Below are 23890 nucleotides of genomic sequence, written 5' to 3'. Positions count from 1 at the left end.
GGCTATGTCAGACGCCCTTCGAGCTGTGGCAGGAAGTCCGGTTTGTCCCACATGCGCTTCAGCGTCTCGTCGAGCGCGTGCTCGGGGCTCCACCCGAAGACGTCCTTGATCCGCGAGATGTCCGCACCCAGAAAGGGCCGGTCGACTGCGCGCATCCGGCTTTCGTCCTGGCGCACCTCGAACTCCAGACCCAGCACCGAGCGCATCCGGTCGACGATCTCGTTGACCGAATACTGCTGACCGCTACCCAGATTGACAACCTCACACTTCCCGGCCTCCGGCGAGGAGCCGAGCGCGGCAGCCGCGAAACCGCCGGCGGCGTCGAGCACGTCGATGTAATCGCGCTTGGGCCAGGTGTTGCCGAGATAGATGGCTTCCGGGTTCTCACGCAGCTGAACGACGATGGCAGGGAGCAGGTGGGGGTTGGTCTCGCCGGGCCCGATGACGTTGAACAGCCGGACGATCACTCCGGAGAGCCCTCGGCTGGCGGCGAGCGCGCGCAGATACACCTCGCCCTGCTGCTTCGTATAACCGTAGATGTCAACGGGTTCGACGACGGAGTCGAACTCCCGATGGGCCGCCTCGTCGGGCCGGTACACCGCGCCGCTGCTGGCGAACACGAAGCGGGTGCCGGGTGCGCACGCGGCGAGCAGGTTGACCGTGCCGGTCACGTTGGTCGCGACGGCGTTCGCCGGGTCGTTGTCGCATTCGGGGATGTAGTGGATGGCGGCGAGGTGGACGATGACGTCGGGAGCGACCTCGTCGATCAGCGCCTTGGTCGCCGCGGCATCACGAATGTCGACATGCCGGAATGTGAATCCGTCCGGGTCGCCTTGCAGCCATTCGGGCGTGCCGTACCGCAGCAGGTCGGCAACCACCACGTCGGCACGAGACTTGAGATAGCCCACCAGTTCCTTGCCGACGAAACCCGCACCGCCTGTGACCATGATCCGCATGTGTCGCCCCCGCCTCTCGCGCCCTACGGCTTGCCTCGCCCCGCGGCAGCGAGGGCGTGTGTCTCCAGTGTCTTCGCAATGTGTGACCAGTCGAGCGAATCCGCACCACTCGAACCGGCCTGCGAATACACGTCCCAGTCGGCTTCCGCTGTGAGCAGCGCGTCGGCGAAGTCCGCCTCAGCGGTGCCGCAGACCACCCCGGCGCCGTACTGCTTGACGACGTCCCTGGCCCCGTTCTCCGGGAAATCGGCTGTCACAACGGGAAGCCCGCTGGCCATCGCCTCGGCAATCACCCGGGGAAATCCCTCACGGCGACTTGGCATTCCGAGTACTACAGATCGGGACAACAGATCGATCTTCTGCTCTTCGTCGACCGATCCGAGGACGTGAATCCGCGATGCGACCGGGGATCGGCGCGCATGGTCTTCGATATCACCCCGCGACGGTCCGTCGCCGGCGATCACCAGGTCGCCCCCGAATCCGCGTGTGGCCGCGAGCGCGAACGCGTCGATCAGAAGCGGGAGGTTCTTGTGTGGGGCCAACCGTCCGACGTAGAGGGCCCCGGATCGCTCGGCTCGCGGCGCCGCTCGGTACCGAGATGCGACGATGCCGCTCGGAAGAACCCCGCAATCCTGTTGCGACTGTTCGCGTATTGCCTCGGCGACGGCCTCGCTGACGGCAAAGTTCATTCCCACCCGTTTGGGAAGCTGCGCCTGCAGCAGTCTCAGGAACGGGTCTTCGCGGATCTCGCACCAGTGCACGGCACTGCGGGGCCTGACCGCCCTGGGCAGCGCCGTGATGTGCATCAACGGCCATTCGTTCAGCAGGAAGAAGTCGTATCGCTCGCGGCTTGCGAGCCGACGGACCGCGGTACTGAACCTGACGATGTCAGTCCAGTTGCGGCGCATGGCCGCTACCCGAGGAGTCTTGTAGCGACCGCCGTTGGGGTTGCGCCGCACCCTCACGCCGTTCCTCGTCTCGTCGCCCGCGAGACCGGGCTGATGTCCGATGCAGAAGACGTCCACGTGATGCCCGCGGCGGACCATGGCCTCCCCCAGCTCCTGGAAGAAGATCTCCTGGCCACCGACACTCGGGTGGTAGAGCTCGGTGAGGAACGCGAATCGCAGGGACCGCCCCTGGCCCGACTCCACGTGCATCCGTTCAGTCCCCCGTTGCCGAATTGTCGTGATGTCACCGGACATAGCTGGCCGTGCCGTACCCCCGATCGGGTGATGATGCTACCTGCGGATCGCAGTCCGCGAAGTCGTTTGCTAGTGGCAGATTCCAGGCCCGTGCGCTTAGGTGGGCTGCATAATTTTCGCTCGATTTCCGCAACGGCGTGCACAAACCGCTTACTCGCTTATCGTTGACACGTGATCTCGCTACCAGGCTTCGACGCGTGGCTCAACCATGTGGTGGAAGAGCAGGCGAAGAACGCCGGCCAATCAATTGACGCCTACGTCGCCCAAGCTGTCGCTTCGCGGTTGATAGCCGACGTCACACGAAGTCAGCAGGACAGCGCGGATTTGCTCGCACATCTTTCCGAGGCACACATCAACGTCGACGAGCAGTCCCTCGGACCGCAATCCGTGGTTGCAGACCCGGAGCGGTTGGAGGCGCTGTACGCCACGGGCCTGCTCGACGCACCCCGCGAGAAGATCTACGACCGCATCACCGATATGGCCGCGACCGCCCTCGCGGCCCCCAACGCGGCCATCTCATTGGTGGACATCGACCGGCAGTTCTTTGTGAGCATGCACGGATCGTCGGCGGAGGCACCGGAGGATCGGCAGACCGGGATTGACCGGTCGGTGTGCCAGTACGCCGTCGCCTCCGGGCAGCCCCTGGTCATTCCCGACGCACGGGAGGACCCGGTCTTGAAGTACAACCCCGCAGTCACCGACGGGACCGTCGTGTCCTACCTCGGCATCCCGTTGATCGACAGCGGTGATCACGCAGTCGGGACGCTGTGTGTGTGGGACACCAATCCTCGCCAGTGGACGTCGGGCCACGTGACGACGCTGCGGGATCTCGCACAGTTGGCGACAGACAGGATGTTCGCGAGGTAGATCCGCCGCAGGAAATCCCGGAGTCAGGCCCCGTAGACCGGCACCGGCGTCCGCGCCTTTGCGAGCAGATCGGTGACGACGGGGCCGAGTTCAGCCGGGTCCCATTTGGCGCCCTTGTCGATCTCCGGCCCGTGCGCCCAACCCTCGGCCACCCGGATCTTCCCTCCCTCGACCTCGAACATCTTGCCGGTGACATCGCGGGACTCCACGGAACCGAGCCACACCACCAAGGGTGAGATGTTCTCGGGCGCCATCGCGTCGAAATCCTTGTCCTGGGTGGCCATCATGTCGGCGAATACGGTCTCGGTCATGCGCGTGCGCGCCGACGGGGCGATCGCGTTGACGCTCACGCCGTAGCGTCCCATCTCGGCGGCCGCCACCAGGGTGAGTGCGGCGATGCCCGCCTTGGCCGCGCTGTAGTTGGCCTGGCCGACGCTTCCCTGCAGTCCCGCACCGGAACTCGTGTTGATGATGCGAGCGTCGACAGTCTCGCCGGCTTTGGATTTCGCCCGCCAGTACGCGGCGGCGTGCTTCATCGTGGCGAAGTGCCCTTTGAGGTGCACCGCGGTGACGGCGTCGAATTCCTCTTCGCTGGTGTTGGCGAACATCCGATCGCGCACGATCCCGGCGTTGTTGACCAGAACATCGAGCCCGCCGAAAGCGTCCACCGCGGTCTGGATGAGACCCTCGGCCTCAGCCCAATCGGCGACGTTGGCGCCGCTGGTCACGGCTTCACCACCGGCAGCGACGATCTCATCGACGACGGCTTGGGCGGCGCTGCCGCCACCCGCGGGCGAACCGTCGAGACCCACGCCGATGTCGTTGACCACGACCCGCGCCCCCTCGGCCGCGAAGGCCAGCGCATGCGCCTTTCCGATTCCGCCACCGGCACCTGTCACGATGACCACGCGGCCGTCGAGCAATCCCATTCCTGTGTCTCCTTGGTTTGGTGTCGTCTTCCTATTTGATGGCGGCGTTGGTGGTCGACAGGTAGTGCGGCGGTTCGCCACCGCCATGCACCTCCAGCGAGGCACCGCTGATGTAGGACGCCGCGGGGGAGGCGAGAAATGCGGTGGCCCAACCGATGTCCTCAGGTTTGGCCAACCTGCCCAATGGCACGTTCTTCGATATCGCGGCGATCGACTCGGCGTCACCGTAGAAGAGTTCGGACTGTTCGGTCTCGACCATGCCAACTACGACGGAGTTCACCCGAACCTTCGGCGCCCATTCGACGGCCAGTGTGGACGTCATGCTTTCCATACCCGCCTTGGCCGCGCCGTAGGCGACGGTGCCCGGGGTGGGTCGCCTTCCGCTCACACTGGTGATGTTGATGATGGACCCACCTGAATCCTGGCTCTGCATCACAGCGTTGGCATGTTGTGAAAGCGACAGCGCACCAAGCAGATTGAGCTCGACGATCTTGGTGCTGAACTTGGCCGAAGCGTCGGCGGCGAGCACATAGGGCGAGCCGCCGGCGTTGTTCACGACGATGTCGAGGCGGCCGTGGTCCCCGACGATCCCGTCGACCAGCGCCTTGACCGCTTCGTCGTCGCGGATGTCGCAGGGGCGGAATTCATACGGCGATCCCTTTACCGGGCGGCGCGCACAGGTAACCACGGTGGCACCCTGCGCTGCGAAGACCCGACTGATGCCGGCACCCACACCGCGCACCCCGCCGGTGACGAGAACGATGCGTCCGGTCAGTCCCAGGGAGATGCCCTCAGCGGCACTGTCGACGGCGTCAGTCACTGTGCTAGCGTACCAAGCAAGTGCTTGCTTAGGTAGCCACCCAGGAGTTTGCATGCCAATCACCACAAAGTCCGTGGAACCGGGCATCGTCTCGGTCACCGTCGACTACCCGCCGGTCAATGCGATCCCTTCGCGCGGCTGGTTCGAACTCGCCGACGCCATCACCGCGGCAGGTCGCGATCCGAGCACGCATGTCGTGATCCTGCGCGCGGAAGGCCGCGGGTTCAACGCCGGCGTCGACATCAAGGAGATGCAGAAGACCGAGGGGTTCACCGCCCTCATCGACGCCAACCGCGGGTGCTTCGAAGCCTTTCGCGCGGTCTACGAGTGCGCCGTGCCGGTGATCGCCGCCGTCAACGGGTTCTGCGTCGGCGGCGGCATCGGCCTCGTCGGCAACGCCGACGTGATCGTTGCGTCCGACGACGCCAAATTTGGCCTCCCCGAGGTCGAGCGCGGGGCCCTCGGTGCAGCGACCCATCTCTCGCGCCTCGTGCCGCAGCACCTGATGCGCCGGCTCTTCTTCACCGCGGCCACCGTCAGCGCCGAGACCCTGCACCATTTCGGTTCGGTCCACGAGGTGGTGCCGCGTGCCGACCTCGACGAATCGGCGCTGCGCGTGGCTCGCGACATCGCCTCCAAGGACACCCGGGTGATCCGCGCCGCTAAAGAGGCCTTGAACTTCATCGACATCCAGCCGGTCAACGCGAGATACCGCATGGAACAGGGCTTCACGTTCGAGCTGAACCTCGCGGGCGTCTCGGACGAGCACCGTGACGCGTTCGCGGGAACCGACAAGGGGTCTAAATAGAATGTCAGACAAGAGAACCACTCTCGACGAGGCTGTTGCTTCGATCGAAAGCGGCATGACGATCGGCATCGGCGGCTGGGGGTCACGCCGCAAGCCGATGGCGTTCATCCGGGCGCTGCTGCGCACCGAAGTCACCGACCTGACCGTCGTCACTTACGGCGGCCCTGATCTCGGGCTCCTGTGCTCGGCAGGCAAGGTCAAGCGGGTCTACTACGGCTTCGTCTCGCTGGATTCGCCGCCGTTCTACGATCCGTGGTTCGCGAAAGCCCGCACGTCGGGCTCCATCGAGTCCCGGGAGATGGACGAGGGCATGCTGCGCTGCGGTCTGCAGGCCGCCGCCCAGCGCCTGCCGTTTCTGCCGATTCGCGCCGGCCTCGGCAGTGACGTCCGGGCATTCTGGGGAGACGAGCTCAAGACGGTGCGATCTCCCTATGGCTCAGAAGAACTCGTCGCAATGCCGGCGCTGAACCTCGACGTGGCGCTGGTGCACATGAATCTCGGCGACGAGCGCGGCAACGCGGCCTACACCGGAATCGACCCCTACTTCGACGATCTGTTCCTGATGTCCGCCGAGAAGCGCCTGCTGTCGGTGGAGAAGGTTGTCTCGACCGAAGAATTGGTGAAATCGGTGCCGCCGCAGGCACTGCTGATCAACAGGATGATGGTCGACTCCGTCGTCGAGGCACCGAACGGCGCCCACTTCACGACCGCCGAGCCCGACTACCGGCGCGACGAGAAGTTTCAGCGTCACTATGCCGAGGCGGCCGCTTCCGACGAGACATGGGCCGAGTTCGTCACGACATACCTGTCGGGCAGCGAGGCGGATTACCAAGCAGCGGTTCGGAAATTCACCGAGGACCTGGAGGCGACGAAATGATCTCCACCACCCGCGCCGAGATCTGCGCCGTGGCGTGCGCCGAATTGTTCCGTGACGCCGGCGAGATCATGGTCAGCCCGATGACGACGATCGTGTCGATCGGCGCGAGGCTCGCGCGGCTGACCTTCTCCCCCGACATCGTGCTGTCCGACGGCGAGGCCCGCCTGATCGCCGACACACCAGCCATCGGAGCCTCCGCCGCGATCGAGGGCTGGATGCCCTTCGGCCGCGTGTTCGAGACCCTGGCATGGGGCAAGCGCCATGTCGTGATGGGCGCCAACCAGATCGACCGCTACGGCAACCAGAACCTTTCGGCCTTCGGACCGTTGCAGCATCCGACGCGGCAGATGTTCGGCGTGCGCGGCGCGCCGGGCAACACCATCAACCACGCGACGAGCTATTGGGTGGGCAACCACAGCAAGCGGGTGTTCGGCGAGTCCGTCGACATCGTGTCCGGAATCGGCTGGGACAAGGTCGATCCGGACAATCCCGCGTACCGCTTCGTCAACGTGTACCGGGTGGTGACCAACCTCGGCGTGTTCGACTTCAACGGACCCGACCACCAGATGCGGGCGGTATCTCTGCACCCCGGCGTCGAGGCCGAGCAGGTCGCCGAGAACACGTCGTTCGAGGTGCACGGGCTCGGCGAGGCCGAGACGACCCGTCTGCCCTCGGGCGAGGAGCAGCGGCTGCTGCGCGAAGTGATCGATCCGAAGTCGTTGCGCGACAGGGAAGTCAGGTCGTGACTCAGCTCAAGACCGCGCTGACCGACCTGGTCGGCATCGAGCACCCCGTGGTGCAGACCGGCATGGGCTGGGTCGCGGGGGCACGCCTCGTCGCCGCGACCTCCAACGCAGGCGGCCTCGGCATCCTGGCGTCGGCCACGATGACACTCGAGGAACTGACGACTGCGGTGGCCAAGGTGAAAGCCGCCACCCACAAACCGTTCGGCATCAACATCCGTGCCGACGCCGGCGACGCGAACGATCGCGTCGACCTCCTGATCCGCGAAGGAGTCAAAGTCGCCTCCTTCGCCCTAGCTCCCAAGCCCGACCTCATCGCCAAGCTGAAAGACGCCGGCGTCGTGGTCATCCCATCGGTGGGCCTGGCCAAGCACGCCAAGAAGGTCGCCGGCTGGGGCGCGGACGCCGTCATCGTGCAGGGCGGGGAGGGGGGCGGGCACACCGGCCCGATCGCCACCACGCTGCTGCTGCCGTCGGTACTCGACGCTGTCGCCGACACCGGCATGCCGGTGGTCGCCGCGGGCGGGTTCTTCGACGGCAGAGGTCTGGCGGCCGCCCTGTCCTACGGCGCGGCAGGTGTCGCGATGGGTACGCGATTCCTGCTGACCAGGGACTCGACCGTCCCCGACGCGGTCAAGCAGAAGTACCTGCAGGCTGCGCTGGACGGCACCGTTGTCTCCACGAAGGTTGACGGCATGCCGCACCGCGTCCTGCGCACGGGACTGGTCGAGAAGCTGGAGAGCGGGTCGCCGATCCGCGGCCTCTCCGCCGCGGTCCTCAACGCGCAGAAGTTCAAGAAGATGTCCGGCATGACGTGGAAGTCGATGGTGACCGACGGTCTGGCCATGCGTCACGGCAAGGACCTGACATGGTCGCAGGTCGTCATGGCGGCGAACACGCCCATGCTGCTCAAGGCCGGCCTCGTCGAGGGCAACACCGATGCCGGCGTGCTGGCGTCCGGCCAGGTTGCCGGCATCCTCGACGATCTGCCGTCGTGCGCCGAATTGGTGCCCTCGATCGTCGCCGAAGCGGTCGAGCACCTGCGAAAGGCAACCGGCTACATCACGGAATGAAGTCAGATGCTTCATCAAGGCATAATGAAGCTATTCTCTTCATATGTCTGGGATGAAGGATTTAGCTTCATCGCCGCTCGCCACGATGATCGGCGACGTCGTGGGGTCGCGCCAGTTCCGAGACCGCAGAGAGCTTCATCGCCGCGTGGCCGCAGCCCTGGCCACCGTCGCACCCGATGCCGTCGACGCCCCCCGACTGACGGTCGGCGACGAGTTCCAGGGCGCCTTTCACACAGTCGGGCATGCGATCGATGCCGCGCTGACCCTCCGTCTGACTTTGGCTCCGGACATCGACGTCCGGTTCGGGATCGGCTGGGGCGGTGTGGCCAAACTCGACGAGACATCCGGCATTCAGGACGGACCGGGCTGGTGGGCCGCGCGCGAGGCCATCGAGTGGACGGCAGCGACCCAGCAGCATTCCGGGTCGTCCCTGGTGCGCACCGCGTTTCGTAACGAGACGGGCACAGGCGCCGACCCGCACGCCGTCAACGCGGCCCTGATGTGTCGGGACCATTTGCTTGGATCACTGGACGAGAGGTCGCTACGCATCCTGGCCGGGTTACGGGCAGGGCGGTCGAAGAAGGAGTTGGCCATGGCGGAGGGAATCAGCGCTTCGGCGGTGTCCCAACGTGCGAACCGCGCCGGTGTGGATCTCCTGCTCGTTGCGGCACAGGAACTCCGGGACGTGCGGTGAGCGTTCTCGCCGTCCTTCTGATCGCACTCGGCGTCGCCGACATCTGTTCGAAAGTGACTTGTCGCCGCTGGCTGCCCCTGATCGCCGGGCCGGCCACCGTGGTCACGTGCGGAGCACTCGCAGGGCTGTGGCACCTCGGCGACATCGTGCTGCTGATCTGGTCTGCGGCGGTGTCGACGCTCTGGGTGCACCTCAGCGGGAAGGCCGAGCGCACCGGCAGGCGGGAGGGCAGGGCGCTGACCGTGTTCGGTGTCGGGCTCGCTCTGCCGCTGATCCTGGCCGGCTGGGTATCACCGGTCGGCGGCATCGTGAGGCCGTGGCTGGAGTGGACCGATCTCGTCCCCGGCCTCGACCCGGACCGCGCAGCGATGATCGTCGGCGTCCTGCTGCTCCAGCTCGTGACAGCCAATCAGCTGGTGCGCCTGATCCTGGGCGCGGTGGGCGCCGTGCGCCCGGCAGGGGAACCGCAACCGTCGGACAGGCTCAAGGGTGGTCGGCTCCTCGGACCCATGGAACGGCTGCTGATCGTCGGGCTGGGGCTCGGCGGCCAACTCGGCGCCGCGTCGGCGGTCATCGCCGCCAAGGGGATCATTCGTTTCCCGGAGCTCAACGCCCAGCGCAAAGAGGCGGCCGACCCTTCGGCGTCGGGCATCGACGAGGTCACCGAGTACTTCCTCGTAGGCAGTTTCGCGAGCTGGCTGGTGGCGATGGGAGGTTTGGTCCTCGCGGCCGGCCGATGAGCGCTTGCGCGAAGAGCATGAGACCGATGAGCGCTTGCGCGAAGAGCATTGATCGATCCGGCCGATACGGCCACGGCGGATCTTCGGGGTTCCTAAACTCGGCCCGGTGAAGACCAACGCCGCCATTCTCTGGGAGTACGGGTCCGACTGGACTGTCGACGAAATCGACCTGGACCCGCCGGGTGACGGCGAGGTGCTGGTCTCGTGGGAGGCCACCGGACTGTGCCACTCCGATGAGCACATCCGCACCGGCGATCTTCCGGCTCCGCTGCCGCTGATCGGCGGGCACGAGGGTGCAGGCATCGTGCGCGAGGTCGGCGCCGGCGTCGTCGGGCTCGCCCCCGGCGACCACGTCGTCGCGTCGTTCCTTCCGGCCTGCGGCCGCTGCCGATTCTGCTCGACCGGCCACCAGAACCTCTGCGATCTCGGCGCGATGATCATGGCGGGCACGCAGCTCGACGGCACCTACCGGCGCCACCATGCCAACGGCCAGGACATCGGCGTGATGGCGCTCGTCGGCACGTTCTCGCAATACGGGACCGTGCCCGAGGCGTCGATCGTGAAGATCGACGACGACATTCCGCTGTCGCGCGCCTGCCTGCTCGGCTGCGGTGTCACCACCGGGTGGGGGTCGGCGGTCAACACCGCCGATGTGCAGCCCGGTGACACGGTCGTCGTGATCGGCTTCGGCGGCATCGGCAGCGGCGCGGTGCAGGGCGCGCGGCTGGCGGGAGCCGAGAAGATCGTCGTCGTCGAGCCCGTTGAAAGTAAGCGAGAGAAGGCAATTCAGCTGGGTGCGACCCACTTCGTCACGTCGCTTCCCGAGGCGACGGCGCTGGTGGCCGAACTGACCCGGGGCGTGATGGCGGACTCGGCGATCCTCACCGTGGGCCTGTTGGAGGGCTCGATGCTGGAGGACGCGGCCAACATCATCCGCAAGGGCGGCGCGGTTGTGATGACCGCCCTGTCGACGATGGCCGACAACTCCCCCACGCTGGGGATGATGATGTTCACCCTGTTCCAGAAGCGACTTCTCGGCAGCCTCTACGGCGAGGCCAATCCACGTGCCGACATTCCGCGGCTGCTGTCGCTGTACCGCGAGGGCAAGCTACTGCTCGACGAGACGGTCACCCACGAGTACAAGCTGGCCGAGGTCAACGAGGGCTACGAGGACATGCGCGAGGGCCGCAACGTCCGCGGCGTCATCCTGCACGACCACTGAGATCCGGCGAGGGTTAGAGCCTTTCGATGATCGTGACGTTCGCGGTGCCGCCGCCTTCGCACATCGTCTGAAGCCCGTAGCGGCCGCCGGTGCGCTCCAGTGTGTTGAGCATGGTCGCAAAAAGCTTTGCGCCCGTTGCGCCGAGAGGATGTCCGAGCGCGATGGCCCCACCGTTGGGGTTGACCTTCTCGGGGTCGGCCTTGGTCTCCTTGAGCCAGGCCTGGACGACGGGCGCGAAGGCTTCGTTGATCTCGACGGTGTCGATGTCGTCGATCGACAGGCCGGTCTTGTCGAGGGCGTAGCGGGTGGCGGGGATCGGTCCGGTCAGCATGAAGACGGGATCGGCGCCGCGGGCGCTGATGTGGTGGATGCGGGCGCGCGGCTTCAGATTGTGTGTCTTGACGGCACTTTCGGAAGCCAGCAGCACCGCGCTCGCCCCGTCGGAGATCTGGCTGGCCATCGCCGCGGTCAGCCGGCCGCCATCGACCAGTGTCTTGAGACCGGCCATCTTCTCCAGCGACGTCTCGCGGGGCCCTTCGTCGATGGCGAAACCGTCGACATCAATGATCTCGTTCTCGAAGTGTCCGGCGCGGATCGCCGCCTGGGCCCGCTGGTGGCTGGTCAGCGCGAACTGCTCCATGTCTTCACGGGAGATGTCCCATTTCTCGGCGATCATCTCGGCACCGCGGAACTGGGAGATCTCCTGGTCGCCGTACCGGTGCAGCCAGCTCTTGGATTCGTTGGTGGGCGAGGTGAATCCGAACTGCTCTGCGACGGTCATCGCCGAGCTGATCGGGATCTGGCTCATGTTCTGCATACCGCCCGCGACGATCAGGTCGGCGGTGCCCGACAGGATGGCCTGCGCGCCGAACGAGATGGCCTGCTGGCTGGAGCCGCACTGGCGGTCGACGGTGACACCGGGAACCTCTTCGGGGTAGCCGGCGGCGAGCCACGACAGCCGCGCGATGTTGCCGGCCTGCGGGCCGATCGCGTCGACACAGCCGGCGATCACGTCGTCGACGGCGCCGGGGTCGACGTCGTTGCGCGCGAACAACCCCCGCCATCCGGCGGCACCGAGATCGACGGGATGCACTCCGGCCAGCGAGCCGTTGCGCTTGCCGATCGCGGTGCGTACAGCGTCGATGACATACGCCTCAGGCATTGGGGACTCCTTCGTTGGTTATGCCACCGAGCACGATGGCAAGGTATTGACTTCCGACCTGTTCGGCCGTCAATGGGCCGCCCGGCTGGTACCAGCGCACCGACACCCAGGTGGTGTCGCGGATGAACCGGTAGACGAGGTCGACGTCGAGGTCGGGGCGGAACTTCCCTTCGGCGACGCCCTGCTTGAGAACCTCGATCCACATCTTGCGCTGCTCGCGGTTGCGGTCTTCGAGGAACCCGAACTGCGTCAGCGGTTTGAGCCTCTTGGCCTCGTCCTGATAGATCACGACCTGCGCATGCCGGTGCTCGATGGCCTCGAAGGAGACCATGAACAATCCCTTGACCCGTTCGAGCGGGTCCGCAGTGCTTTCGACGGTCTCGCGGTAGCGGGTGAACACCCAGTCCAGGAAGTCCTTCAGGACTTCTTCGACCATCTGCTCTTTGGATTTGAAATGGTGGTAGAGGCTTCCGGAGAGGATCCCCGCCGAGTCGGCGATATCGCGCACCGTGGTGGCGCGCAGGCCGCGCTCGGCGAACATCGTCGCAGCGAGCTGTAGCAGCTCGTCGCGGCGACTGGGAAGCGCCTTATCCACCCGATCAGGATAGCAACCAAGCGCTTGCTAGGTAAGCCGGGTGACGCTACCGGTCCTCCGACCAGTACCCCGTGCAGTCGAGGTCGACCTCCTCAGACAGCAGCGGCGCGCGCCACCGGGACAGGTTGAATTCGTACCACGGACCCCGTTCGGCGGCCCGGTACTGCGCGCACGCCCGCACTGCCTCAGGCAGGCGCGCGAGCGCGGGCTCGACATCAGGGGAAAGCCGCAGCAGGTAGGCGGTGTCCAGCAGCCCGGTCTGCTCGTACCGGTCGATGTTGCGGTCGGCGATGAGCCGCTCGGGGTTCGTCGCGGCCAGCCCGAGGAGCGCCACCGCGCCTGCCAGCAGAACCGTCCGCGGCAACCAGCGTCCCGTCATCCGGATCCCGGCGGCAGCGATGAACACGAAGACCGCACCGAGCCACAACTCGATCGTGATCACCATGAGCCGCTCGGTGCTGAACCCGTAGGCCTGCTGGTACACCCACATCCGGTGGATCGCCGAGACCACCACCACGACCGACGTCACGCAGAGCGTCCCGACGAGGGTCCGCAACAGCCTGCGATCCCGCGGTGTGTCCCGCCCCGCGACGCGGAGGACGGCGCTGAGCACCAGCAGGGTCAGCGCAGACACCCACAGCAGCTGCCAGAAACCCTGCCGCGCGTACTCGGCGTAAGTCAGTCCTTCTGTTGCGAGGACGTGGGTGTGGCCGCCGAACAGGACGGTCGCCTGGACCGCGACGAAACCGATGAACAGCAGGTCGAGGACGGCCAACGGCACGGCCCATTCCCAGTTCGGCACCGGCCGCATCCTCGGCGGCGCCATCGCGTCGAGCCTCGGCGGAACCCGCGTCAGGTATGCGGCGAACAGCACGAAACACACCACGACCACGAAGACGACTGTGCGGGCGACGAACTCGTCACCCCGCCAGGTGGGGATGAGGTGCTCCACCAACTGTGCGAAAGCCGGGTCCGCCGAGACGAACAATCCGCCGAACACCAGCGTCAGGCCTACGGTGACGGCCGCGACGATCGCGATCCGCGTGGCGCTCGTCCCTCCGGCCCAACGGATTCCGCCCTCTGGAAGGGCGCGGCGGACCCACCCGGCTACCCGGGCCGGCAACACCCACGGGACGAACGGTCCGCTCAGGACCGCCGTCCATGTCCGGCCGCCGGCCAGCGTGCTCCAGCCGACCAGCCACGCCGTCATGATGCACAGCACGCCCAGCCATTCCGCGGCCAGCAGGCCGGGCACCGCGAGCAGCAGCAAGGTCAAGCCGATGCCGAGCCACTCCCGGCGACTGGGACGACGTTCGGCCGTCCCGTACACGACGCCGAAGACCATCACGCCCACCACCAGATACCCGATGCTGAGAGTCCCGACGCGCCAGACCGCCGTACCGATCACTCCGGCGACGAGCGCCAGCAGCACGAGCGCACGCGGCGCTGCGGCCCGGGGCGGATTGGGCCAGAGCCGGTGCGGCCACACCGACCACCAGGGCTCGCCGTAGCGCGGCAGCATCGGGCCGAACGCCGACGGCGGCACATGGCTCTGCGGAATCGGATATGTCGTGGGCGTCGGCTGGTTCACCGGCTCTCCTCCCCTGTCACCGGCGCGGGGATCGTGACCCCGATGCGGCAACCGAATCCCGCTTCCATCACCTCGATGGTGCCGCCGTGTAGTTCGACCGCCCAGCGGGCGATGGCCAGTCCGAGTCCTGTCCCGCCGGCCGAGGTGGCGCCCCGGGTGAAGCGCTGGAACACGCGCTCGCGTTCGGCAGGTGGAATCCCCGGCCCTTCGTCGCATACCTCAAGCCGCAGCCCGGATGACGTTGCCTGCCTGGCGAACACCGTGACGCGGGCCCCCGTCGGGCTGTGCCGGATCGCATTGTCGACGAGGTTGACCACCACTTGCCGCAGGCGGGCCTGATCTCCGACGGCGACCAGATCCGGCGGCTCGACGCGAACCGCGACCTGCACTCCCTCGCCGGGAACGCTGACGTGCCAGATGGCCTCGTCGAGGAAGTCGCTGACACGGAAAGAGCTGTGCTGCAGCGATATCGCGCCGCCTTCGAGCCTGGACAGGTCGAGCAGGTTCGTCACCAGCTCGCTGAGCCTTTCGGTCTGCGCCAGGGCCATCCGCATCGTCTTCTCGTCCGGTTCCGCGATCCCGTCGACAACGTTTTCCAGCAGCGCATGCAAAGCGGTTATCGGCGTGCGCAATTCATGGGACACGTTGGCGATCAGACCGCGCCGGTACTCATCGGCGGCCCCGAGATCGGCCGCCATCTGGTTGTAGGCCGTCGCGAGCTGCCCCACCTCGTCGCGGGAGGTGGCCCGGACACGCACGCTGTAATCGCCCCGTGCCATGACCCTCGCACCCGCCGTCATCTGGCGCAGCGGCGACGTCATCCCATGCGCGAGAAAGTAGGTGAACGTCAGCGACGTGGCCAGTGCGGCAAGCAGCGCGTACCGGAACTGCCAGCTCGCCCCGATCCAGAAGGTGAACGACGCGAGCACGATGGCGCTGCCGACGAGCAGGCCCATCTTCATCTTGAACGAGCCGAACGGGTCGAGAGGACGGGGCAGCCTGTCCCACAGCCGCGCCAGCCGGTTCACCATGACGGCGAGCCGTCCGCCGGGCGGGGCAGCTCCAGCGAGTACCCGACGCCGTGCACCGTGCGGATGAGTTCGGGACCCAGCTTGCGGCGCAACGCCTTCACGTGGGTGTCGACGGTACGGCTCTCCACACCCGAGCCCCAGCCCCACACGTGTTCGAGGAGCGCGTCACGGGAGACCGCGGTGCGCGGCCGGCCCGCCAAGAAAACCAGCAGATCGAATTCTGTTCGTGTCAGGTGTATTTCGTCGTCACCGCGATGAACCCTCCGCGCCTGCAGATCGACCCGGTTGTCGCCGACCATGAGAGCTTGAGCGGTCGCGGCGCGGTCTACACGTCGTAGGAGCACCCGTACGCGGGCGACCAGTTCTCGCATGCTGAAGGGCTTCGTCAAGTAGTCGTCAGCGCCGACCCCGAGCCCGATGAGCATGTCGGTCTCGTCGCTGCGCGCGGTCAGCATCAACACCGGGATCGGGTGCACCGCCTGGATACGACGGCACACCTCGAGACCGTCGAACCCGGGCAGCATGACATCGAGGACCACGAGATCCGGCGGGGTGGTCGTGGCCGCGTCGACCGCCGACGGCCCGTCCACCGCGGTGTCCACCTGAAAGTCCTCCGCGCGCAACCGCGTGACGACCGCGGCCAGGATGGTCGGCTCGTCCTCGACCACCAGGATTCGCTTCACACGTCAGACTTTAGGGGCCGGATATGGGCCTTTCCGGCAGCGATGGTGAAGAAATTGTGGAGATCTGGGCGACCCTAGGGGGCCGGTGCCGCCTGGGCGTCCTCCTCAGCGGAGGCGGACTGTCTGCGCTTGCGCCTCAGGCTAGACCACAGGATCCCTGCGAGGATCGCGACGGCCGCGGCCACTGCGACCGCGATACCGATGGCAGTCCACGGCGGCGACGTTTCGGCCGCAGGCGCCTCCGCGACATTCTCGTTGGTGGGCTGCGCGAAGATCGAGAGGTTGGTTGCGACACCGGCGCTGCCCGCAGCGAGCACATCCCCGCTGAGCGCCGACCACTTGCCCTCCAAGCCGTCGATGTAGGTGAAGAGTGGATCGACCAGGCTCCACGAGTCCGTCGTGGTCACGAGGACGACGGTGCGGTCGCGGGGTCGATCGGCGAACACCTGGATCGAGCCGAGTCCTTCGCCGATGGTGGCTCGAAGGCCTTCCGGCAGATCCTCGACGCTCACGTCCGCGCCGTCGCCGCTGACCGGGGGGAGCAGTGAAATATCATTTAGCGCGGCAGATTTCGCGATGATCAACGCGCCGGTGTTCGCGTCCCCGGCAGTTTTGAGGTCGACGACCTTCGGCGTCAACTGCCTGTTGGTGAGACCGGCGATCGCCGCGACGACCCGCGCGGCGTACACGAGCTGATCGGGGCTGCTCCCGTCGAGGGCGACCAGGAAGCTGGGTGAGAACTCCGAGGGCATCGCGTTGAAACCGCCGAGCGGCGGGCCCCCACGCTGGATCGTCAATGACGACTTCGGATCGATCTGGAACGTCATCGGCGCGATCAGCGGTCCGCAGGGCTGCTGCGGGGTGTAGGTCAGCGTGAGGTCCAGATTGAGGAACTGACCCATCGTCTGACCCGGGATCTCGAAGCGGGCGTCCAGGCGGCCGGTCTTGTCGAGCAGCGATCGATAGACCACATTGCCATCGGCTGCGCGGACCACTACCGCCGCCGAGTCCTGGTCGGGCACCGGGGTGTAGTCGGCGAGCAGGTTGACCTCAACGCTGCCGACACGGCCGTTCCCCAGCTGCGAACGGCCGACACCGACCCGTAGATTGCTCGACCGGAGCACCTCTGTCCTGCCACCGAGGTTCAGCTGATCGAAGGTGAAGCTCTCACTGCTCGGTACCTCACCGGAGCCCGCTTCGTCGACGCGGGCCGTGGGCACCTGCACCAGGGATTGCAGTTCGTCGACGAGCAGGGAGACCTGGGTGGACAGCGTGTCCCCGTCGCCCGACACGCGAAGAAATGCGTCCTGAGCACCGGTGTTCTCCACACGCAGGCCGGCCTCACCGCCCCTTTCGATGACGACCGCGCGGGCCAGCGGGCCGGCGGGCGGCGGCGACACGCCCCGTGGCTGATTGACCACCGAGATGTCGAGCGGCAGCGGGTTGTAGATCCGCGCCAACGTCGCGACCATCAGCAACACGGACTGCTGTTCGGCGACGTCGGGGTCATCGGGTGCATAGATCGTCACCCGCTCGAGCACCGGGGGGAAGAAGCCGGCGATGGTGGTCACCGGAGGCTCGACGCCGGTGAACACCGTCGCCAGATTCGTCACGGTCACCTGTTGCAGAGGCCCGCAGAACTGCCCCTCGTAGACGCTGGAGTTCTGGCCGGGGCCGCCGAGCGCACGCACGGTGAACGCCAACTCGACCGAGGAGTCTCGGACCCGCGCCGGGGCGATGTCGACGTCGAACGGTGTCGCGGCCCGCGCCGGTCCGGCCGGGAGCAAATCCACGGTGGCCAGCAGCCTGCCGTCGGCATCGTCGATCTCGACGTACCCGGCGTCGATGTTCAACGGTGTGTTGACGGTGCCCCGCAGCCTCGTTGCGTTGAGCCCTGCAGGCACCGGAACCGAGAACGTCTGACTGTCGTTGGGGCTGAGGAACAGTTCACGCTCCATACCGAGGTCGGCCCACCCCAGCGTCACGTTCGCCAACTCCGGTGCGGGAGCGTCGTCGGCTGGTTGCGCGTGCGCAGGCGCGGCGAGCACCGCGGGCACGAACAGCAACACGACCGAGACAAGCACCCGCACGACGCTGGTGCGGCTCATAGTCGTTCCCCCACACAAGAATTGACGCGCGATTGTCGCGAGTGCTCCGCGGCCCGGAATCGCAGCAGGACCGATGACCATTCTGACCTGACCGGGTGCACCCTGTTCCACTTTCGCGTGTTCGGCCTTCACATTCCCAACAGGGGTCGGACTATACCGGCGCGCGACGCGGGCCGACGGCCTAATCGGTAGCTGGCAGCCCGTGTCGGAAAGCGGCCAGGCGAACAACGGCCGGAGTTTGCAGGTGCGCGTACCGCGTCCCCGGAATTCGCGCCGCAGTTCTGCCCAGTTCTCCCCGTCATCAGCGATGACACGGCATGATCTTCCTTGGCGACGAGCAACCACCTGGGATAGCGTGGTGCGACTTGAGCGCTGGCGGGAGACCTGGCGTGCGAGCGGCAGGTGTAAGGGAGGGCTTGAGCCGTGAAAGGTCGCAGTTGACTGTCCAGGATTTCGTGCAGATCTTGCGCAGCCGGTGGAAAATCATCTGCGCCACAACGGTCCTCGCAATTCTGGCCGCCGTCGCCTACTCGCTCACGATCGCGCCGAGTTACCAGGCGTCCACCCGGTTGTTCGTGTCGACAACCTCGGACGGCAACAACACCCAGTCCAACGACGGCGGCCTCTTCGCCCAGCGCCGGGTGTTGTCCTACGTCGAGTTGGTGACCGGGGACCTCCTCGCTCAACGCACGGTAGACAAACTGGGACTCGACATGAGCGCGTCCGACCTCAAGAGCAAGGTCGAAGCCACCTCGCCGACGGACACGGTCCTGATCGACATCACCGTGACCGACAGGTCTCCCACCCGGGCCCGGGACATCGCCAACACATTGTCCGACGAGTTCGTCGCCATGGCGGCCGGACTGGAGACGCCGGAACTGGGTGCACAGCCCAACGCGCGGGTGATCGTCCAGGAGCGCGCCGAGGTGCCCGGCCTTTCGGCGGCGCCGACGGCCCGCAACGCGGTGTTGGCCGCCGTGCTCGGCGCACTGGCAGGAATGACCATCGCGGTGTTCCGGGGTCGCTCCGACGGCTCGGTAAGAAGCCCGGAATCGCTGGAGAAACTCACCGGCGCCGGACTGCTCGCCGAGATTCCATCAGAGGCGCGATTCAAGGACAACCCGCTCATCTCGTTCGAGTCGGACCGCACCGCGGCGGCTGAGGCATTCCGAGATCTGCGGGTGAACATCAGATTCCTCGAAAGGTCCCAGGGCCCACGAGTGCTCGTGGTGGCCAGCGCGATGCCCGAGGAGGGACGGACCGCGACCGCGGTCAACCTCGCGCTGGCCCTCGCCGATTCCGGGAACAACGTCGCGATCGTCGACGGCGACCTGAGGCGCCCGCGCGTGGCACGCTATCTCGACCTCACCGAGGAGACCGGCCTGAGCACGGTACTGACCGGCGGAGGCCGCCTGGCAGACGTGTTGCGGGACACCGGCCGCCCCCGACTAACCGCGCTCACCTCCGGCCCGATTCCGTCCGGCCCCGCCGAACTCCTCGAATCCCGTGCGGCCACCGAGGTCTTGAACGAACTGGGCGAACAGTTCGACTACGTCATCGTCGACACTCCGTCGCTGTTGAAGCCGGATGCCGCCGTCCTCGCCGCCGCCTCCCAGGGCGTCCTGATGGTGGCCCGCTTCGGGAAAACGACGCGCACCCAGTTGACACAGGCGGTCCACTCGGTGACGCGCGGAGGCGCGCCGCTCGTCGGAACCGTCCTGATGATGACGCCTGCGAAGAAGCCGGCAAAGGGTCACACCTACTACGGCACAGGCAATCACACTCAATCCGATCCCAGGCCGCAGAACGGGCAAGCGCGCCGCGGGTCGCACCGGAACTGACCCCCGGCAGATCCATGGACGGAAACGAAGTCCTGCCACCGAGCCGGCCAGCGACGTTCGTAGCGTCTCGCCCACGACCACGCGGCGGAGATCGCGATCCGTCCGGGAATCGCAACGATTCGGCCACAACGTTTCTGACGGCACCGACTCGTTTCGTTCGGGACACGAACGCGGACTACAAGGCAGGGGACCGGGCGTTCGCCCTGGTGATCATCGCCGCCGTCGCGCTGGTCATCGTTCCCGAGATCATCAACTACCTGCTCGTCAAGCACGCGCCGGATCAGAGCATCGATCAGGCACTGGCCACCGCGGAGACTCCGGTGGCGGGCCTCGCCCGCTGGGCACTGTCCGGTGTGCTGCTCGCGGTCAGCTCGCTGGTGATCCTGATGCGCGGCCACCCGAATCGGGACATCACCTGGTTGCTCGTGTTCCTCCTCGCGCTGAATCTGCCGTACCTCATCGGCCCGGACCAACCGGGCCCCTCGGACCTCGTCAAGATCCTCCTCGCCAATCTGGTTCTGGTGGCCATCTGGAACACCGGCGCACGGGTTGCCGAGCTGAAGTGGATACCGATCCTCGTCACCGGTGTCGGCGCCTACTCGTTGATCGGCGCCCTGATCATTCCCGAGTACATGATGTACAACATCGTTTCCCGCAAGTCTCTGATCTTCGGTTGGGAACTGGCGGGGCCCTTCGGCCAGAGCAACGCCCTCGGAATGTACTGCGCCATCGCGTTCTCCTTGGTGCCGCTGGTACCCGGGAATCGTTGGCGGATCGTCTGCGGGGCGATACTTTTCGCAACGATCTTGGCGTCCGCATCCAGAACATCGCTCATCGCAGTCGGTTTCGTCATTCTGTGGTGGCTGATCTGCCGCGCCAGGACGGGTTACTCGATCCGCCTCACGGGAACCGTACTGGCAGGGGCAGCCGCAGCAGCAGCCTTTGTGATCCCGCTGTTGAAATGGGACCCCGACAGCTTCACCGAACGAGCCTTCATCTGGAAGGGAGGGCTGGAGCTGTGGCAGGAATCCCCCGTGGTCGGTTCCGGCTACAACTTTTTCCTGACCCATGGTCAGTCGGAGGCGGGGGTCATCCTGTGGGCCGGAATGGGCACGGGCCACAACATTCTCATCGACACGTTGATCAAGTTCGGATTGTCAGGGCTGGCTTTCCTGCTGCCGATCTGGATCGGCGCCATCTATGTCACCGGCACCATGCGCGTCACTCACGAGAAGATCGCATTGTTCGGCTACTTCATCGCATTCTTTGTGTTGTCGATGACGGAGGCCGTGTGGCACCTGTGGCCCAACATCCAGCAATTCCCCACCAGCACACTGATTTTCGCCGCCGTGCTGATGGCGCGTAACCACGGCCGCGACGCGGAGCGAACGCTGTGACCGCGCGCTCCGGTCGACGGGTCCTGTACTCCGGATTCCACTACCTGCACCACAATCCGGGATCGGGGTACGACGCGGTGGTGCCCGATCCTCGCGACTACGTCAGCGGAGCGCGGCTCCCATTCGCCGACCGCCTGGAGTCGACCCGGCCGCGCCACCTCAACTTCCTGCTCTTGGACCTCATCACGCTGATCCGCGCGCTGCGCTACGACACCGTGCACTACTTGTACCCGGAGTCCACCGCGTACCTGTCACCGAGGATTCTTCGTCGCCTCGGAAAACGCATCGTGTACACGGTGCATCTCGACGACTCGCAATGGTTCGGCGACACCCGCAGCGTCCACCACCGCATCAAGCAGAACTCGATGCGCGCCGCGCACGCGATCGTCGTCCTGAGCGCGCAGCAGCGCGGCGTTTTCCAAGCCGCGCTCCCGGACAAATCGGTGAGCTTCGTCCCGCACGGCTTTACGTTCGACAGTCCGCCGCCTCCTCTGGAACTCTTCGAGATGCGCACCCGCGATCCGCGTCGGCTTGTCCTGGTCGGCTCCAATTACCGGGACTTCGACATGCTGGAAGGAATTCTCGCCCAACGTGGCTCGCGACCCGTGCAGGTCGACCTCGTCGGCATGGACGAGGCGGCGCGCAGTCGATTCACCGGACGCGACGGCGTGGTGTGCCATCCGCGACTCGATGCCGACAGCTACGACGGGCTGCTGCGGGAATCGTTCGCTCTGCTGCTGCCGCTGACGTTCGCGACCGCGAACAACGCACTGTTCGAGGCCTACAACTGCTATCTGCCCGCTTTCGTCAGCCGCATCGACGGCGTCACCGACTACGCCGCCGACGGTGACCGATCGCTGTTCTCCTCGGCGGAGGAATTCTGGTCGAAGTACGACGCGCTGGCCGCGCTCGAACCTTCGGAATTGCGCGGGTACTGCGTCACACTCAATTCTGCTGCGCGTGATCGATTCTCGTGGAACGAGATCCGCGCCGAACTCGACCGGGTCTACGCGTCCGAACCCTGATCAGCTGTCAGATCTTGCGCCTTCGCACGTTCGCAAGGATCTGCAGGAAGTCGCGCACTTCACGCCGGAACACCGGCACGAGCAGCAAGCCGGCCACCACGAGCAGCGCCGCAGCGGTGGCAGCTGCGAATGTCCAGAGCGCCGACCACCCCTCGCGGGCCAGGACCTCGCTGACGACAAGCCCGACTCCGACCACGGGAGTCAGAAGGACCAGACGTATCAGCGAGGGCTTCAGAAACTCCCACGCCGGAAGGCCCAACTTGGTAAGTCCGATCAGGGTGGACGCAAGCCAATTCAGCAGCAGGCTCAACGCGTAGAGCGCGGCGACCCACACCGCGCCGCTGGTGTTGAAGACGAAATACATTGCGGTGATCGGGATCCACACGGACCCGTCGATCGCCCAGAGCAGACCCATGCGGCCTTTGCGGGTGTACATCCAGTAGTTCACGTAGCCGAAGATCTGAAAAACCCCGCCCAGTGCCAGGATCTGAGCGATCCGCCCTGACGGACGCCACTCGGGACCGAACAGGATGTCGATCAGGTCCGCGCCGCCGATGATGATGAGGGCGAGGATCGGCAGCAGGGCGTAGGCCATGGCGAGCTGGATACGTTTGGCTGCCGCGACGAGCTTCGGTCCGTCTTCGACGTGGGCCAGAATCGGGACGACCACGCGGGTGAGGGGGCCCGCCAGCTGGACGAGAGGGAACGCGACGAGCTGGAACGCCCGCGTGTAGAGACCTACGGCCGTGGCGCCGAGCGCTTGGCCGATCGCCGCGGGCGCGGCATACACGGCGGCGTAGTTCGTCACGTCGATTCCCAGCGACGCAGCCCCCAGCGACACATGCTCTTTGACTCCGCGCAGTTGCGGCCGCGACCGCGGCACATAGCGCGACAGCGCGACCAGGGAGATCACCAGCACAACTGCCGCAGTGCCCTGCTGGATCACCACCGCCCAGTATCCGGCGCCCTGGACGGCGGCGACGCACGCTGCGACCAGGGCCACTCCCTGCGCGATCGTGTCCACGGACGCAAGCGATTTGAACTTGTGGGTGCGCGCGAGCTCGGCCCTGAACTGGGGCGCCATACCGGCGATTCCCACGAACACAGCGAGCCATCTGGTGACCTCTTCGAGGCGAGGCTCGCCGTAGAACGCGGCGATCGCCGGAGCCGCCACCCACACCAGCCCCGCGGTCGCCAGGGCCAGCATCGTGTTGATGTAGAAGAGGCTGTCCCGGATCCTGGGGTCGAGATTCGCCTCCCGCATGATGGCCAGCGAGAGGCCGAAGTCACTCAGGACAGAGGTCACGCCGATGATCGACGTGACCATGGCGACCAAGCCGAAATCTGCCGGCGACAGCAGACGCGCCAGCAGGATCAACCCGACCAACTGGATCACAGTGCGCGCCAGCTGGCCGATGATCACCGCGACCCCGCCGCGGACGGCAGTTCCCTGGAGGGAACCGCCGTCGGGAGCCGTCACCGTCCGAGTTTAGCCCGAGAGCGTCGGAATTCTCGGTGACTCAGAG

The 23890-nt window shown here is 66.3% G+C and carries 22 protein-coding genes; 11 read left to right on the top strand and 11 right to left on the bottom strand.

What is annotated here, in order from left to right; all coding sequences use genetic code 11:
* Window positions 1–2: 2 nt before the first annotated feature.
* Complete coding sequence (locus ACAG24_RS03860; RefSeq protein ID WP_370471346.1) at window positions 3–956, bottom strand: NAD-dependent epimerase/dehydratase family protein; 954 nt, start codon at window positions 954–956, stop codon at window positions 3–5.
* A gap of 23 nt (window positions 957–979) precedes the next feature.
* Window positions 980–2113, bottom strand: coding sequence for a glycosyltransferase family 4 protein (locus ACAG24_RS03855; RefSeq protein ID WP_370471345.1), 1134 nt, complete (start codon window positions 2111–2113; stop codon window positions 980–982).
* Window positions 2114–2329: 216 nt separating this feature from the next.
* Between ACAG24_RS03855 and ACAG24_RS03850 the strand changes: the two genes are divergently transcribed.
* On the top strand, window positions 2330–3025 hold the full coding sequence (locus ACAG24_RS03850; protein WP_370471344.1) for a GAF domain-containing protein: 696 nt from the start codon (window positions 2330–2332) through the stop codon (window positions 3023–3025).
* Window positions 3026–3048: 23 nt separating this feature from the next.
* On the opposite strand, the gene ACAG24_RS03845 is transcribed toward ACAG24_RS03850, so the two are convergent.
* Both ACAG24_RS03845 and ACAG24_RS03840 read right to left on the bottom strand, forming a co-directional pair.
* Window positions 3049–3954 carry an SDR family oxidoreductase gene (locus ACAG24_RS03845; protein WP_370471343.1) on the bottom strand — a complete coding sequence of 302 codons (906 nt, stop codon included), beginning with the start codon at window positions 3952–3954 and terminating at the stop codon, window positions 3049–3051.
* 31 nt (window positions 3955–3985) lie between these two features.
* A complete protein-coding gene (locus tag ACAG24_RS03840; protein WP_370471342.1) occupies window positions 3986–4774 on the bottom strand; it encodes an SDR family oxidoreductase in 789 nt (262 codons plus the stop codon).
* Window positions 4775–4826: 52 nt separating this feature from the next.
* Here ACAG24_RS03840 and echA20 point away from each other — a divergent pair, with 52 nt between their 5' ends.
* From echA20 to ACAG24_RS03805, 7 genes are all read left to right on the top strand, one after another.
* The gene (gene echA20 / locus ACAG24_RS03835) at window positions 4827–5582 is read left to right on the top strand and encodes a (7aS)-7a-methyl-1,5-dioxo-2,3,5,6,7,7a-hexahydro-1H-indene-carboxyl-CoA hydrolase (protein WP_370471341.1); all 756 of its coding nucleotides are present in this window, start codon (window positions 4827–4829) and stop codon (window positions 5580–5582) included.
* Between the two features lies 1 nt (window position 5583).
* Window positions 5584–6459, top strand: coding sequence for a cholesterol ring-cleaving hydrolase subunit IpdA (gene ipdA / locus ACAG24_RS03830; RefSeq protein ID WP_370471340.1), 876 nt, complete (start codon window positions 5584–5586; stop codon window positions 6457–6459).
* Window positions 6456–7205: a cholesterol ring-cleaving hydrolase subunit IpdB gene (gene ipdB / locus ACAG24_RS03825; protein ID WP_370471339.1), complete on the top strand. Its 750-nt coding sequence runs from the start codon at window positions 6456–6458 to the stop codon at window positions 7203–7205. The genes ipdA and ipdB overlap by 4 nt, the downstream gene beginning before the upstream one ends.
* Window positions 7202–8275, top strand: a complete 1074-nt coding sequence (locus ACAG24_RS03820) for a nitronate monooxygenase (RefSeq protein ID WP_370471338.1) — start codon at window positions 7202–7204, stop codon at window positions 8273–8275. Before ipdB ends, ACAG24_RS03820 begins: the two co-directional genes overlap by 4 nt.
* A gap of 43 nt (window positions 8276–8318) precedes the next feature.
* Window positions 8319–8969: a SatD family protein gene (locus ACAG24_RS03815; protein ID WP_370471337.1), complete on the top strand. Its 651-nt coding sequence runs from the start codon at window positions 8319–8321 to the stop codon at window positions 8967–8969.
* Window positions 8966–9709 carry a hypothetical protein gene (locus ACAG24_RS03810; RefSeq protein ID WP_370471336.1) on the top strand — a complete coding sequence of 248 codons (744 nt, stop codon included), beginning with the start codon at window positions 8966–8968 and terminating at the stop codon, window positions 9707–9709. Before ACAG24_RS03815 ends, ACAG24_RS03810 begins: the two co-directional genes overlap by 4 nt.
* A gap of 106 nt (window positions 9710–9815) precedes the next feature.
* Window positions 9816–10931, top strand: a complete 1116-nt coding sequence (locus ACAG24_RS03805) for an NDMA-dependent alcohol dehydrogenase (RefSeq protein WP_370471335.1) — start codon at window positions 9816–9818, stop codon at window positions 10929–10931.
* A gap of 13 nt (window positions 10932–10944) precedes the next feature.
* On the opposite strand, the gene fadA6 is transcribed toward ACAG24_RS03805, so the two are convergent.
* The 6 genes from fadA6 to ACAG24_RS03775 form a co-directional block, all read right to left on the bottom strand.
* Window positions 10945–12093, bottom strand: a complete 1149-nt coding sequence (gene fadA6 / locus ACAG24_RS03800; protein WP_370471334.1) for a steroid 3-ketoacyl-CoA thiolase FadA6 — start codon at window positions 12091–12093, stop codon at window positions 10945–10947.
* Entirely contained in the window at window positions 12086–12688 is a 603-nt protein-coding gene (gene kstR2 / locus ACAG24_RS03795) for a TetR family transcriptional regulator KstR2 (protein WP_370471333.1), read from the bottom strand. The genes fadA6 and kstR2 overlap by 8 nt, the downstream gene beginning before the upstream one ends.
* A gap of 46 nt (window positions 12689–12734) precedes the next feature.
* Window positions 12735–14279, bottom strand: coding sequence for a DUF4153 domain-containing protein (locus ACAG24_RS03790; protein ID WP_370471332.1), 1545 nt, complete (start codon window positions 14277–14279; stop codon window positions 12735–12737).
* Window positions 14276–15298, bottom strand: coding sequence for a HAMP domain-containing sensor histidine kinase (locus ACAG24_RS03785; RefSeq protein WP_370471779.1), 1023 nt, complete (start codon window positions 15296–15298; stop codon window positions 14276–14278). Before ACAG24_RS03785 ends, ACAG24_RS03790 begins: the two co-directional genes overlap by 4 nt.
* Before the next feature lie 5 nt (window positions 15299–15303).
* Entirely contained in the window at window positions 15304–15993 is a 690-nt protein-coding gene (locus ACAG24_RS03780) for a response regulator transcription factor (RefSeq protein ID WP_370471331.1), read from the bottom strand.
* Between the two features lie 74 nt (window positions 15994–16067).
* Window positions 16068–18101: a hypothetical protein gene (locus ACAG24_RS03775; RefSeq protein ID WP_370471330.1), complete on the bottom strand. Its 2034-nt coding sequence runs from the start codon at window positions 18099–18101 to the stop codon at window positions 16068–16070.
* Window positions 18102–18538: 437 nt separating this feature from the next.
* Between ACAG24_RS03775 and ACAG24_RS03770 the strand changes: the two genes are divergently transcribed.
* From ACAG24_RS03770 to ACAG24_RS03760, 3 genes are all read left to right on the top strand, one after another.
* Window positions 18539–19942: a tyrosine-protein kinase domain-containing protein gene (locus tag ACAG24_RS03770; protein WP_370471329.1), complete on the top strand. Its 1404-nt coding sequence runs from the start codon at window positions 18539–18541 to the stop codon at window positions 19940–19942.
* Window positions 19943–20148: 206 nt separating this feature from the next.
* On the top strand, window positions 20149–21339 hold the full coding sequence (locus ACAG24_RS03765; RefSeq protein ID WP_370471328.1) for an O-antigen ligase family protein: 1191 nt from the start codon (window positions 20149–20151) through the stop codon (window positions 21337–21339).
* A complete protein-coding gene (locus ACAG24_RS03760; protein ID WP_370471327.1) occupies window positions 21336–22364 on the top strand; it encodes a glycosyltransferase in 1029 nt (342 codons plus the stop codon). The genes ACAG24_RS03765 and ACAG24_RS03760 overlap by 4 nt, the downstream gene beginning before the upstream one ends.
* 7 nt (window positions 22365–22371) lie before the next feature.
* On the opposite strand, the gene ACAG24_RS03755 is transcribed toward ACAG24_RS03760, so the two are convergent.
* A complete protein-coding gene (locus ACAG24_RS03755; protein ID WP_370471326.1) occupies window positions 22372–23844 on the bottom strand; it encodes an oligosaccharide flippase family protein in 1473 nt (490 codons plus the stop codon).
* Window positions 23845–23890 lie beyond the last annotated feature (46 nt).

The sequence above is a fragment of the Mycobacterium bulgaricum genome (assembly GCF_041287165.2).
Classification (GTDB): domain Bacteria; phylum Actinomycetota; class Actinomycetes; order Mycobacteriales; family Mycobacteriaceae; genus Mycobacterium; species Mycobacterium bulgaricum.
Note: the sequence above shows the minus strand (reverse complement) of the source record. Positions and strands in the feature narration are given on the sequence as shown.